Genomic DNA, 13,835 nt, shown 5'->3' on the forward strand with positions numbered 1-13,835 from the left:
TAATGAAAGACCTTGTTGGACTATATCAACGAACTAAAGAAATCTTTAACCTTTATATAGAGAGTGCATTCCCATTAGAAGATGATAACCTACACCAAGAGCGTAGAAAAATTTTAGATGAGACAACATTAGTATCCAGAGAGCCTTTGGTAGAACCCGTTCCTACTTATACTTCTTCTGGTAAAACTGTAGATGATATTAATCATATACTTCCTAAAGAGTATTCTGACTTTAAATATTTTGCTGAAAATCTAATGAATGGATACCCACTTTATAGTCACCAGATGGAAAGTATTATAGCTTCTATCGTTGATGATAAGGATGTTGTTATTACAACAGGAACAGGTTCAGGTAAAACTGAATCATTTATGCTACCACTCGTTGCAGAACTCTCAAAAGATAGCAAAAAGTGGCCAATCTCCCAACCAAGGACTAAAGATATATATTGGTGGGAAAAAAGTAACAAATGGAGTAGTCAATGGCAAGATAGTAGCAGAATTGAATCTGGTCAACATGCTATACGTGCACTAGTTTTATATCCATTGAATGCATTAGTAGAGGACCAGCTTAAAAGAATGCGCGAACTATTTGATTCACCAGCAATGCATAAATGGCTTGATGTAAATCGTGGTAATAATAGAATCTTATTCGGAAGATATACTGGACAGGCACCAATTGCTGGTAGCCCTGAAAATAAGAAAAAGGTAACAGATTTAAGACAAATATTGAAAACTCTTAAAGAAGAATCCAATCAAGTTGATGAAAGTATTGCACAAGGAAAACTCACACCTGACACAAGGTTTCATTTTCAAAATATTGATGGAGGAGAGATGTGGTCAAGATGGGACATGCAAGATACTCCGCCAGATATTATGATTACTAACTATACGATGCTGAACATAATGCTCATGAGATCAATTGAAGAGGGGATTTTTCAACAAACTAGACAATGGCTTGAATCAGACCCTAATAATAAATTTTTTCTCATTGTTGATGAACTCCATTCATACAGAGGAACACCAGGTACAGAAGTCTCATATATCATTAGATTATTGCTTGAACGGCTTGGTCTTAGTCCTGAAAGCAAACAACTAAAAATTATTGCGACCTCGGCGAGTATTGACAGTGACTCATCCACTTTTTTAGAAGAGTTTTTTGGTAGGCCACAAGAAAATTTCAAGATCATAAGTGGTGAACAAGAATTAGTTCCTAACATCAATGAAAACTTACAAACCCATGAAATGGCTTTTAAAAACTTTGCAAGGCTAGTTCAAGATAACCCAATAGAAGAATTAACAATTCCGCCAATCGATATTGAGTCCAGTCTTACAAGCTTATTGGATGCTTTAGGCTACATTAAAACTAAAGAGCAAGACACCGGTGCACACCTTTATGACTGTCTAAAACAATTAAAAACTGAAGATATAATTACAAAAGCTTGTAAAGATGAAAAAACCTATCGACCTAGGGCAACCACATTAACAAAAGTATATAATCAAGTTTTCAACCATAATATTGACTTTTTAGAGGAAGAACAGTTAAATGCAATTCGTGGACTTCTAATTGCCCTAGCTTACGCTAAGAAAAATGGTACATACTTGAAACCTTTACGAGGGCATTACTTTTATCATAACTTACAAAACTTCTTAGCATGTATTAATCCCAAATGTAGCGAAGTTCCAATCGGATTAGAAAATAACCGTAAAATTGGTAAAATGTACGGGAAACATAGAATAACATGTGGCTGTGGTTCTAAAACTTTAGATCTATTAAGCTGTTCAGTTTGTGGAGATGTTTTTCTTGGAGGATATAGAACATCTAAAGATGGATTTGATATGTTAACTGCAGACATTCCTGAAATTGAAAAAATACCAGATGTCAATGTAGGTATAACTTCATATAAAGATTATGCTGTTATTTGGCCAGATGGAAATTCCACACCATTAAATCCAAATGGTAAAGAAACTTCTTATAAGTGGGGAGATATAGAGTGTAGTTGGACAAAGATGCATCTAAATAAGCCAACTGGTGTAGTTGCCTCTCAAGGTGAGGGAGATAGTTGGCAACCTGTATGGCTATACAGAATAAAAGGTAATTCAAAAGTGCAGGCTATGCCTCCTGCATGTCCAAAATGTGGTGCAGACTCGAGAAGAGCTAAAAACTTTAAAACACCTATTCGTGGTATGAGAACAGGGTTTCAACGTTCTACACAAGTACTTGCAAGCTCAACAATTCGTGAATTACCCGAAGATGCGGCTAAAAAATTAGTCTTATTTTCAGATAGTAGACAAGATGCTGCTAGACTTTCTGCTGGTATGAGTTTAGACCATTATAGGGACATGGTAAGGATTGCAATTATTAAATCCCATAGAGGTTACCTCAATATTTTCCTACATACCATTGCAAAGCTAATTGAAGATTATGATCATGTGCGAGAAATTATTCAAAAAAATAATCCTAGAATGCTTGAATTAATTCAAAGTGAACAATTTAAACTTGATAATAAAAAAGCAAAAATCTTCAAAAGTAGCTATAGAGAGTTCTATAGCTTTTTAGAGGATTATTTCGATGAGAATGTAGATGCAGATGATTTAAAAGAGTTTCAATCACTTTTAGATGAATTTTTTTGGACAATAAAAAAATTTCCAGAATATGTTCCAATAGAAAAAATTCTTAAAAACTGTTGGGATATGTTACTTCAGGAAGGAATTTGTCCTGGAGGTACAAGGGCAAAGGCCCTGTACTATTGGGATAAGAACCAAAAACTAGAGCGTAATTGGTGGGAATGTTTCGATTGGACATTAAATGTTCCTAAAAAGCTAAAATATCCTGACGAGTACCAAAAGAATCATTATGCACGTTTAGAAAAGTTTTTGCGAACTGAAATCATTATTTCCTTACTTCCAAATATGAAGAGAACATTTGAAAGTTTTGGTTTAGGATATGTAAGCTATATGCCTACAAATAATGCAAGTGATGCAGTCATAGAAACAACAAATGTTATTATCAGAAACATGTGTTTAAAGAAGAACTTCATAGGCTTTGAAAGCTTCAAAAAGATAGAAGGTGAAGCGGGAATATGGCAACGGCACAAGTATTTTATTAATGATGGTATTGCACAAGATACCCGTATTGAACCTGAAGATGTAGAACGAGAATTAAACCTCTCTGAGGTTGGTGTTAGAGGGGATCATTCAGATATTGGTATTAATCCTAGTAAACTATGGCTTGTTATTCCTAAAAGTTCATCTGAAGAAGGATATAAATGTCCTAAATGTGGTGCATTTTATATGCATAAAGCAACGGGGTACTGTCTAGAGTGTATGACAAGTAATTCTGTTTACCCAGAAAGACTTGAAAAAGGTCTCCCAAGTAAATCAATGGACTATTATAGATTTTTATCAAAAAGTGATATTAAATTGTTTAGTTTAAATTGTGAAGAGCTTACTGGACAAACAGATTTTGCAGATAAACATAAAAGACAAAGACATTTTCAAGATGTATTCATTGAAGGGGAAAATGAAAGAATAGAAAAAATAGACTTACTAAGTGTTACAACAACAATGGAAGCTGGAGTTGACATTGGTTCTCTCTTGGCAGTAGAGTTAGCTAACATGCCTCCAAAACGTTTTAATTACCAACAAAGAGTTGGTCGTGCAGGACGACGAGGTGCACCTTTATCAATTGCTGTAACCTTTTGTCGTGGTAGAAGTCATGATGATTATTACTATCAAAGACCTGAAGCAATTACAGGTGACCCTTCACCAGCGCCTTATATAGAAACACGACAAAAAGAAATTATGGAAAGAGTAATAATAAAAGAAGTATTACGACAAGCTTTTAGCTCTATCAGATATGAAGATAAAATTAAACCTGATAGTGTTCACGGTGAATTTGGAACTGTAAGTGAATGGGCTGAAAAAAGAGAAGGTGTAACTACATTTATTTCTACCCTTGAAATAAGTGCAATAGACAAAATTCTTAATATCATCGCAAAAGGAACTAAATTATACAAAGATGATCATTTTTATAAGAAAATGGTTGAAAAAATTAAATCTGAACTGGTTAAAATAATAGATGACATTGTGAATAAAACTGAGGATTCTGATACTTTTCTAAGTGAACTATTAGCCGAAGAGGGTCACTTGCCAATGTTTGGATTTCCAACAAGAGTTAAAAATTTATATACAAAAAGACCATGGGATAGTCGACCTTGGCCACCACAAAAAGGAGTTGTAGATAGGGATCTAGAAATGGCAATTAGCCAATTCTCACCAGGATCTCAAATTGTTAAAGATAAACAAGTTCATACTGCTTGTGGTGTAGTAGACTTTGTACCATCAGCTCCAGGTAAACCACCAGTTGCTAGAGACGGATTTATGCCTAGCCTTGATAAAGATAGTTATAAAACTTTCATTTGTAACAATTGCTTTGCAATCATGAAAGATAGTGAACCTTCCCCAACAATACAATGTGACGAGCCATCACAAAAAAACATAAAGTGTAAAGTTTGTGGTAGTGAATCTATCAAGATCCTAGATGCACGTGAACCTAAAGGCTTTTGTTCAGACTTTGATCCTCAAGACTTTGAGGGAGCATTTGAATTTACTCCAAGTTCTTCTAGGCCTTCACTATTCATAGATGCAGTTAACATGCGAAAAGTAAATAATAGTAATGCACTGATTGCATCAGAAAAAATGTTACTAAATTCAATCAATGATAATGGTGGAGAAGGAGGCTTTTGTTTTACACAAAATAATGGCATATATTTTTGGGATAAATGCAACAATAATAACCAACTTGGAGAATTTAAAATTTCACTCCTTTCACAACGTTTATCAGATGTATTCTTACTAGATATTGAAAATTGGCCTGAAGGAATTTATGCTAGTCCTGAAAATATCGAAGGAAGGGCTGCATGGTATTCATTAATGTTCATGATTCGAATGTCACTGGCAAATGCACTCGACATTGATTCTAATGAAATAAGTGCCAGTTTCCGTACACTGGGTAATGAGAAGCCACATGCACAAGGTTTTTTATGTGATACACTAGACAATGGTGCTGGATATACAAGGTGGCTTGACAATGATAAAAATTATTCTATTGTTATTAACAATATTCTTGACTCAGAAACTGAATCAACTTTAGGTAATTTTTTATTCGCTAATGAACATGCTAATGAATGTGATACCTCTTGTAATAATTGTCTTCGAGATTATTACAATACACAGTATCATGGGCTACTTGATTGGAGACTTGGATATGATCTATGTACTATTTTAAACAATCAACAAAGTGTTGATATGGTTACACCTCTTCAAAATGGACAAAAAAACCCATGGTTAAAATTCTTTGAGTCAAAACAAATAAAAAATACTATGGCTCAATTATCGTTTACTAGAGAAGAAATCATAGATGATCTTTATTTTTATACTAGTACTAATGAAGCTCTTGTATTTAAACATCCTTTATGGCAAGATGATCATCCTAAATTAATCGAAGCTATAAATAAATTTAAATTAAAAAACAAAAATGTAAAACTTAAAATCACAAATCCATTTAGAATCCTAAGAAGACCAATCGATTGTTTATAAAGAATAGAATTCTTAATATATTAGTTGTCAAATTAATTATAGTTTGATAACTAAGTAATAAAAAATCACCTAGCTATTGATAATCCAACCGTTGTTAATATCATGTTTAAAATATTGCGAATAATCTTTGCGGATTAACCTGACGGTCTACAGGGGCCTAAATTCAAAATATCTGAGAAATTTTTTTGTAACTCTTCTTTCCATTTGCTCCAAATTACGGATTTATTTTCAAAAAAATGCGAATCTAAAAGTGCTATATCTATCACATTTTCATTCAAGAATAGCTCATCTTCTAGGTCGAAAAAATCGACCTCTTTTTTTTGCTACCATACGGTATTAACAAAAAAGAGGGAATCATGAGAAACAACATAATACATAACAGACAATATCATACAACACATGAGGAACTAATCTCTTTGGCTGAAAAACTTTTAATTGACAGTGCTTCACTTCTAGGTTTTCACAATCCTCAAGTAATCCATGAGTTGAAAAAATTTAATACATACGTAAACAGTTATTATTCAAATGATATTCATTTTGAAGGTGCCCATCCTTCTTTGATGGACAGATATACTAAAGAAAGTTTGTCCACAAATAGTAAAGAGTCACGACTGCAACTTCGATCATTGAAGTATATAGAACAACAAAAGATATTAGAAAAATATTTTAATGATTGTAGTGTTGTTCGTATTCCTGAAAAACTTCCTTATGAAATTCATAATAAGATTTTTGACAGTTCTAACAATGTAGATACAAATAATACACATTATTTTACATGGCCTAATCATATAACAGTAGTTGAAAAGGTAATAAATTCCTTACAGTTACACTACCTAATCACACAGATACATTACAGATCAGATGAGTATAGAATAGTTGCAAGATTAATTCTTGACGGACTTCTTTCAACTATAAAAGGATATGGGTTATGGAATATTTCAAGAGGTCTTCATATACATTCTACAGAATATGAAAAATATCTTAATATCGAAGATAAAGAGAGTGAAGCAGCCTCATGGCATTTAGAAACTTTATCTGTAGAAAACTCAAACCGCTATATTAAATTCATGCTAGAAGTTGCTTTGGAACAGGTCCATTATGTCAAAGAACATATAACTACAAACAAGATTTACCAAAATATCCAAAACTATCTTCATCTATCAAGTAAAGGATCTTTTTATAGTGAGTCTTTTTCTAAAGATTCTGAACTGTTATTTAAAGAACTATTACTTCTTGGAGAGATACGTCGTGGAGATGTTGCTTCGATTATAAACAAAAAATCAAGAACTTCGACATATTTAATCAAAAAGCTTACTGAAATGGACCTTATCACATCCGATACGCCAAAAAGTCCTATTCGCCTTAAATTTAATATGCATTTTACTTCTCATCTGTTTCCTGAGCTAGTAAGATAGGAAGCAGTAATTGATGGGAACTTTACACTTGAAAGATATTGGGAGGAATTATGATATTTGATGTGATTAATGAAAAACTCGATGAAATATTAAAAATTCATCAATCTTTGCCTTCTTGGATACCTTTGAGTAAAAATTTTGCAGAAGAGTGTGGATACACAACTATAGATGGCTTACGCAAATGGTGTTTCAATAATTTACCTCCTGAAAAGTTTGAGAAGCGCGGCAAAAACTGGTTTATCCATCTTTCTGTTCTACACCAAATCAAGAGAAAGTCTGTATAATGTTTATGCCAACAGCTAACGGAAGGAAACAAAGTTGGCAAAAGTCACTATAAATAGCTATGGTTTTATTATATTGGATAGTACTATAGATGGAAAGCGGCATAGGCTTACCACTGGCAAAAAAGCAGAAAAAAGACTGCTTCAGTGGTATGAAAAGCATATTGAAGATGAATTCTTGAAACTTTACGAGCAAAAGTTCGGTGTAACAAATAGAGAATCAACTACATTTAAAGAGTATGGAGAGTATATTTTAGAAATATCTTCAAACAATAGAAACTCATTTTCACAAAAAGAAATTATGCAACAGTTTAGAAAATTGTGTGAAATATTCGGAGATTTATATTTGACTGACATTAAAGCAAGTCACATTTTAAAGTGGCAAAATACTTGTGGATTTGCTCCAAAGACAGTACAAAACTATAGAGGCACGTTAAACCTTATATTAAAGATGGCTCTTTATGATGAGATTATAACAAAAAACCCTCTTACCGTCGTAAAACCTCCTAAAAAGGTTTATAAAGAAACTTTTGTATTTTCGCAAGAAGATATGAAACTCTTAATCAGTAATAGTACTGGACAGTTTAGAAATATGTTAATGTTTAATTTCTTTGCTGGGTTAAGAGGCAGTGAATTGATTGCACTTAGATGGGATGACATTGATTTTGATGCAAATACAATCAGAATAGATACTCGTATACGTCAAGGTATTGAAGATGTCACCAAGTCAAAGAGAGTAAGGATAATAGATATGCTCCCACAGGCAAAGGCTGCACTAAAAAAGCAAATGCTGATTACTGGACTCAAAGGTAATTATGTCTTTCTCTCACAACACGGTAAGGTTTATACCACACCTAATGTACTAAGCGATCGACTGAAAGATCTATGTGTAGAATGTGGTATCAAAGCTGGCACGATGCACACTGTAAGGAAATCATGCAATACCCTGCTCAAACAATACGGGTTGCCTCAAGATTGGATACTAGATCAATTAGGACATGTTGAAGATGGTGTAAATCGTGAATATTATACGGGTAAAATTAAACCTGATATGTCAAAAATTGGCAGAGTTTTGGCAGAGTTAAAGTTTGGTTAGTATGAAAGTTCGTGTTTTAGGGGATTAAAGTGGCGGACAGTGAGGGATTCGAACCCTCGGTACCCTTACGAATACGCATCCTTAGCAGGGATGTGGTTTCAGCCAACTCACCCAACTGTCCTTGTGTTTTTGTGGATGAGATTATAATTAGATTGGGTTAAATAGAAGCTTAAAATAATCTCAATTGTTTTTAAATTTATATTTTTTCACTTTGATCAATTGTATTTTAGGGAAATCACAAAAAAACTGATTATCATTACATCATATATTTACACAACAAGGTTGCAAATGTTAAAAAAACTTACGCCCCTTATCGTACTGGCACTGTTTGCTGCAGGTGCCTATTTTATGATGAAAGGTATGGATAATGCTGTCCATATGACCAAATCAAAAAAAGAGATCAAAAAGTAGCGATTACTTTGAGTATCTCTTCTACTTTACTTTTTGGATCACTGTCTTTGTAGATAGGTCTTCCTACTACCGGGTAGTCTACACCCTCTTGATTTGCAAGATCCAGTGTTGCTACACGCTGCTGGTCTCCGGCATCTTCTCCGAAAGGTCTGATACCAGGACAGAGTGTCAAGAACTTCTCAGAAGTTGCATTTTTGATTGCCCTGCTCTCAAAGGTAGAACATACCACACCGTCTAATCCATTCTCATAACTCATTTTGGCAAACTGCTCCGCTTTTTCATCTATGCTTTTTTCGTAGATACTCTGAAAGTTTGCTTCATCAAAAGAGGTCAGTGCAGTCACAGCCAGTACCAATGGACGGTTTTCATAAGAAGCCAGTCTCTCCATCACTGTCTTCATCGCGACAGCTCCTGCTGATGCATGGATGTTGAACATGTTGACACCCAATTTTGCTATCTCTTCTGCTGCATCTGCCATAGTGTTAGGTATATCGTAAAGTTTGAGGTCCAAGAATATCTTGAAATCAGGGTTGATCGCTTTGAGTGACTCTATAAAAGGTTTCCCGTCACGGATGTAGGCACGAAATCCTACTTTCATCCAAACATTGTACGATTTGAGTGACTCGGCCAGGGCCAAGTTCTCTTCAGCTGACGGCAGATCAAGTGCTACACATAGTTCCATGGTTTAAACCTCTTATCTTTTTTATTGAATATTCTTTGGGTATAATAATAGCCTAATTTAAATATATAAGGACTAAACACACATGTTTGGAAGAGAAACAAAAAGATACGATGTTGTTCAATCTGTAATGGACACATACAACTACGCAAAATTTACCACTTCTAAAGGAGTGATCTGGGCTAAGCTTTTTAAAGATGATGCACCTAACACGGTTGCAAACTTCGCTCACCTTGCTGAAACAGGATTCTACAATGGTCTAAAATTCCACAGAGTAATCCCTGGGTTTATGGCACAAGGCGGTTGCCCGCACTCTAAAGACAATCCCGCAATGGCTGGTACAGGCGGTCCAGGCTGGCAGATAGACTGTGAGACTGACACAAGTACACACCCTCACAGAAGAGGTGTTCTCTCTATGGCACACGCAGGCCCGAACACAGGTGGAAGCCAGTTCTTCATCACTTTTGTAGCTACACCGCACCTTGACGGCGTTCACACGGTATTTGGTGCGATCGACGAAGATGATACTGAAAGTTTCATGGTTCTGGATAACATTGAACAAAATGATGACATCATCAGTATTGAAGTAGTTGAGTCAAGAGCGTAATTAACTGTTTATTGTCCCTGGATCTTTATCCGGGGATATTCTAAAAGGAACTGTATGTTTGGATATTATAGAGTTGCATCGGCTGTGAACAAAACCATCGTAGGAAATCCTGCAAAAAATGCCGAAGAGATCATCAAACTTATCCAAGACGCACATACTAAAGAGGTTAGTGTCGTTGTATTTCCCGAGCTGACGCTTACAGGATACACTGCCAGTGACCTCCTTCTCAATCAAACACTCATCGCTTCTCAAAATGAGAAACTTTCCCATATACTGCAACATACAAAAGCTATCAATACCATTGCGATCATCGGTATAGCACTACTTGAAGCAGACAGACTCTATAACTGTGCGGTAGTGATTCAGAACGGGAAGATCTTGGGGATCGTGCCCAAAAGCTATCTCCCGAACAAAAAAGAGTTCTATGAAAAACGTCAATTTGTATCTGGCCGGGATATCACAAGAACCACCACAGAGTTATGGGAAGAGGAGATACCTTTTGGTGTAGACCTTCTTTTCAGCGACGCTAAAGAGATGACTTTCGGGGTGGAAATATGTGAAGATCTTTGGGCTGTGACACCTCCAAGCAACCATATGGCAAACAATGGTGCCAACCTCCTCTTTAATCTTTCTGCAAGTAATGAGCTCATAGGTAAAGCTGAATACCGTGAAGAGCTGGTACGTACGCAGAGCGGTCGATGTATGGCTGCGTATGTCTACTCCTCTGCGGGTGTAGGTGAATCTACAACCGATACCGTTTTTGGAGGCCATGCCATCATCTCGGAATATGGTTCTACATTGGCTCAAAATGAGCGTTTCAGCCTGGAGAGCACTCTGATCACAGCGGATGTGGACCTGGAGCGTTTACGATGGCTCCGACTCAATGAATCCAGCTATTCAGACGGCAGGCGAAAAAAAACACGGACCATCAAAGTGGAAACCCTGCCGGAGATCACTGCCCTTGACCGTGACATCAACCCACTGCCATTCGTACCTTCACGTTTTGCAGAGAAAGAGCACCGTTGTGACGAGATCGTCCATATTCAGGCCCATGGCCTCATCAAGCGTATGAGTCATGCACATATCACAAAAGCCGTGATAGGTATCTCCGGGGGACTTGACTCTACGCTTGCCCTACTCTCTACGCACCGAGCATTTGAGATCATGGGGTGGGACTATTCCAATATTCTTGCAGTGACCATGCCGGGATTCGGGACGACAAGCCGTACCAAATCCAATGCGATCAAACTTTGTGAAGCGTTAGGTGTGACGTTAAGAACCATCGATATCACCGATATTTCCCACAAAGAGTTCGAAGCGATAGAACATGACATAGATGAACACTCTGTCACCTATGAGAATGTACAAGCACGTGCAAGAACATCGATACTGATGAACATGGCCAACAAAGAAGGCGGGCTTGTCATCGGTACGGGTGACCTTAGTGAAGTGGCTTTAGGTTGGTCTACCTACAATGGGGACCACATGAGTATGTATGCATTAAATGCCGGTATCCCTAAAACACTTATACAATATGTTATCGAGTATTTTAAATATGATAAGAGCATAGCCGAAGTGATAGACGATATACTCAATACACCTATAAGCCCTGAACTGCTTCCGCATAAAGAGGATGAGATCGTGCAGGAGACAGAGAGTATTGTAGGTCCATATGAGCTGCATGATTTTTTTCTTTACCATTTTATCAAGTATGGTGCCAAACCAGCAAAGATACGATTCCTGGCCGGTTTAGCCTTTGAGGGGAAATATGATGATGAGACCATTACCAAATGGCTCAAACTCTTTTTGAAACGTTTCTTCACCCAGCAGTTCAAACGTTCATGTATGCCCGACGGTCCCAAAGTCGGTACCATCTCTTTAAGTCCCAGAGCAGATTGGAAGATGGCGAGTGATGCAGATGTTGCAATCTGGTTAGAGGAGTTAGACAAATGAAGTCCAACAACACGATAAAACACTTCATTAACACGATGATCCAGGGGCTGTTCTGGCTTTTACCGATCGTTGCAACTATTATCATCATTTCATGGCTCTATACCAAGATAGAACTTTTAGTAGGTTCTACGTTCAGATTTATCGGCTTCATACCCGAAAAGTATTTCTTTTTGTGGGAACTCTTGGCTATCGTTGTCTTCTTCATCACACTTTACATACTTGGACATCTTGCGCGAACAAGACTCGCGAACCTGTTTGAATACCTCTTCTCCAAAATACCCGGATACACTACGATCAGAGAACTCGTAGGTATTTTCAACTCTTCCAAAAAAGGTAAGAACCAGGTCCTGGTCGTAGCGATCAAAGGTTTTGGAAATGAAGGGTACAATATAGGTCTGATGTATTCACAAAAAGAGAGTATCATCAAAGACCACTACACCATTACACTCTCTATGTCCCCTATACCCAATGGTGGATTTATGTTTGAGGTCCATAAAGAAAAGATCTATGTGATAGAGAATGCCACATTTGACAACAACTTGCAATACCTGCTCTCTATGGGTGTAAAAAGTTTTGCCGAGATCCTAAGGGTTGAGCCCAAAAGTATAGATGAGTTCACCCCGCTTTGCGAGTGGATCAAAAACAATGCATCATAAAAATGTATGAATCATCTATGAAAAGACTCTTTGCTCCAGGTAAATATATGCGCTATAGATTGCAACCGTATCTTTATTGAAATATCAAACGTCTAAAAATGCTATAATAATCTCATACATCAATATAGGAGATCAAAATGGAAAAAGAATTCAAGAAGATCATCGGTGAGAGTAAAACGTCCCTAAAGAAAATGGAAAAATATCTGGAAGCAAAAAGTGAGGACTTCACAGAAGAGGTCAATGTCTTTTGGCACGACCTTAAAAAACAATTATCACATATCGATGAAAAACTTCAAGAGACTTATGACCACTTTGAAGACCAAGCAGAACTCAAAGGGCATTTAGGGCTTATGGAGGCTCGTGACAGAGTTGAAAAAATTCAAGAGACTACACGTGAGTTTACTGATAAAATTGCAAATAACGCACAAGAAAAACTGGATATTGCGGCACTGAGAGTGCATCTTGCAAAGATGGAAAGTGAAGATCTTTGGGAAGAGAAGCAAAAAGAGCTCCTACATATCTATGATGATGCTAGAGACGAAGCGCAAAAAGCCGCTGCCAAAGCAGCCAAAGAACTTAATAATATGATTTTAAAATTAACAGAAATTATATAATATGCTAAAAAGAGTAAGCGAATAGATATACAGTAATAACCCTGAAAGCCCCTGTATATCGGATAGTATACGTATGTACACAGTAAAATATATTTAAAATAAATATATTTATTTTAAATAAGCTTATAAGTGAAAAAACAGGCTACAATATAGTTGATGAAAGATGAGGTTCGAGTTCATCTTTCGTGTGTTAAGTGTTATTGCTAGACCCTCGAAAGACTTCTCTCTGATTTGGATTCCACTTAATTATAAGTGTAAATTACTACCCAAAGGTACAAAAAATGGCAGCATTAGTAAACGGAACTGTTAAATGGTTCAACGATGAAAAAGGTTACGGATTTATTCAGCAAGAAAATGGTGGAGACGATGTATTCGTACACTTTCGTCAAGTGAACAACGAAGGCGGTGGCCGTGTAACATTGAACGAAGGTCAAGCGGTAACATTTGAAATCGGTGAAGGTCAAAAAGGCCCTCAAGCTGAGAACGTCACGGCACTTTAATAGTGCTTAGCAGGCTTTAAGCCTGC

11 protein-coding genes and 1 tRNA gene are annotated in these 13,835 nt (G+C 36.5%); 10 read left to right on the forward strand and 2 right to left on the reverse strand.

Going from position 1 to position 13,835, the window contains the following annotated elements; genetic code table 11:
* Positions 1 to 2: 2 nt before the first annotated feature.
* The 4 genes from MN086_RS06435 (at position 3) to MN086_RS06450 (ending at position 8,389) form a co-directional block, all read left to right on the forward strand.
* Positions 3 to 5,597 carry a DEAD/DEAH box helicase gene (locus tag MN086_RS06435; RefSeq protein WP_248575193.1) on the forward strand — a complete coding sequence of 1,865 codons (5,595 nt, stop codon included), beginning with the start codon at positions 3 to 5 and terminating at the stop codon, positions 5,595 to 5,597.
* Between the two features lie 416 nt (positions 5,598 to 6,013).
* Positions 6,014 to 7,012 (forward strand): hypothetical protein, encoded by a 999-nt coding sequence (locus tag MN086_RS06440; RefSeq protein ID WP_248575194.1) that lies wholly within the window; start codon positions 6,014 to 6,016, stop codon positions 7,010 to 7,012.
* 50 nt (positions 7,013 to 7,062) lie between these two features.
* Entirely contained in the window at positions 7,063 to 7,296 is a 234-nt protein-coding gene (locus MN086_RS06445; RefSeq protein WP_248575195.1) for a hypothetical protein, read from the forward strand.
* A 34-nt stretch (positions 7,297 to 7,330) separates the two neighbouring features.
* Complete coding sequence (locus tag MN086_RS06450) at positions 7,331 to 8,389, forward strand: site-specific integrase (protein WP_248575196.1); 1,059 nt, start codon at positions 7,331 to 7,333, stop codon at positions 8,387 to 8,389.
* A 30-nt stretch (positions 8,390 to 8,419) separates the two neighbouring features.
* Here the strand turns inward: MN086_RS06450 and MN086_RS06455 are convergent.
* Positions 8,420 to 8,510 (reverse strand) — tRNA-Ser (locus MN086_RS06455).
* Positions 8,511 to 8,677: 167 nt separating this feature from the next.
* Here MN086_RS06455 and MN086_RS11020 point away from each other — a divergent pair.
* On the forward strand, positions 8,678 to 8,800 hold the full coding sequence (locus MN086_RS11020; protein ID WP_256465817.1) for a hypothetical protein: 123 nt from the start codon (positions 8,678 to 8,680) through the stop codon (positions 8,798 to 8,800).
* On the opposite strand, the gene pyrF is transcribed toward MN086_RS11020, so the two are convergent.
* On the reverse strand, positions 8,790 to 9,482 hold the full coding sequence (pyrF, locus tag MN086_RS06460; protein ID WP_248575197.1) for an orotidine-5'-phosphate decarboxylase: 693 nt from the start codon (positions 9,480 to 9,482) through the stop codon (positions 8,790 to 8,792). The two genes, MN086_RS11020 and pyrF, sit on opposite strands and share 11 nt — an antisense overlap.
* 82 nt (positions 9,483 to 9,564) lie before the next feature.
* Here pyrF and MN086_RS06465 point away from each other — a divergent pair, with 82 nt between their 5' ends.
* From MN086_RS06465 to MN086_RS06485, 5 genes are all read left to right on the forward strand, one after another.
* Entirely contained in the window at positions 9,565 to 10,086 is a 522-nt protein-coding gene (locus tag MN086_RS06465; protein ID WP_305879775.1) for a peptidylprolyl isomerase, read from the forward strand.
* Between the two features lie 54 nt (positions 10,087 to 10,140).
* Positions 10,141 to 12,039 (forward strand): NAD(+) synthase, encoded by a 1,899-nt coding sequence (locus MN086_RS06470; RefSeq protein ID WP_248575198.1) that lies wholly within the window; start codon positions 10,141 to 10,143, stop codon positions 12,037 to 12,039.
* Positions 12,036 to 12,695, forward strand: coding sequence for a DUF502 domain-containing protein (locus MN086_RS06475; protein ID WP_248575199.1), 660 nt, complete (start codon positions 12,036 to 12,038; stop codon positions 12,693 to 12,695). Before MN086_RS06470 ends, MN086_RS06475 begins: the two co-directional genes overlap by 4 nt.
* Positions 12,696 to 12,832: 137 nt before the next feature.
* Positions 12,833 to 13,309 (forward strand): hypothetical protein, encoded by a 477-nt coding sequence (locus MN086_RS06480; protein ID WP_248575200.1) that lies wholly within the window; start codon positions 12,833 to 12,835, stop codon positions 13,307 to 13,309.
* Between the two features lie 281 nt (positions 13,310 to 13,590).
* Complete coding sequence (locus MN086_RS06485; protein WP_248575201.1) at positions 13,591 to 13,809, forward strand: cold-shock protein; 219 nt, start codon at positions 13,591 to 13,593, stop codon at positions 13,807 to 13,809.
* Positions 13,810 to 13,835: the final 26 nt, after the last annotated feature.

Origin of the sequence: Sulfurovum sp. XGS-02 (assembly GCF_023213175.1) — a bacterium.
Lineage (GTDB): Bacteria > Campylobacterota > Campylobacteria > Campylobacterales > Sulfurovaceae > Sulfurovum.

Excerpts from the sequence above, each read along its gene's own strand:
- MN086_RS06435 (WP_248575193.1), top strand. The coding sequence starts at position 3 with ATGAAAGACCTTGTTGGACTATATCAACGAACTAAAGAAATCTTTAAC.
- MN086_RS06445 (WP_248575195.1), top strand. The coding sequence starts at position 7,063 with ATGATATTTGATGTGATTAATGAAAAACTCGATGAAATATTAAAAATT.
- MN086_RS11020 (WP_256465817.1), top strand. The coding sequence starts at position 8,678 with ATGTTAAAAAAACTTACGCCCCTTATCGTACTGGCACTGTTTGCTGCA.
- pyrF (WP_248575197.1), bottom strand. The coding sequence starts at position 9,482 with ATGGAACTATGTGTAGCACTTGATCTGCCGTCAGCTGAAGAGAACTTG.
- MN086_RS06465 (WP_305879775.1), top strand. The coding sequence starts at position 9,565 with ATGTTTGGAAGAGAAACAAAAAGATACGATGTTGTTCAATCTGTAATG.
- MN086_RS06470 (WP_248575198.1), top strand. The coding sequence starts at position 10,141 with ATGTTTGGATATTATAGAGTTGCATCGGCTGTGAACAAAACCATCGTA.
- MN086_RS06475 (WP_248575199.1), top strand. The coding sequence starts at position 12,036 with ATGAAGTCCAACAACACGATAAAACACTTCATTAACACGATGATCCAG.
- MN086_RS06480 (WP_248575200.1), top strand. The coding sequence starts at position 12,833 with ATGGAAAAAGAATTCAAGAAGATCATCGGTGAGAGTAAAACGTCCCTA.
- MN086_RS06485 (WP_248575201.1), top strand. The coding sequence starts at position 13,591 with ATGGCAGCATTAGTAAACGGAACTGTTAAATGGTTCAACGATGAAAAA.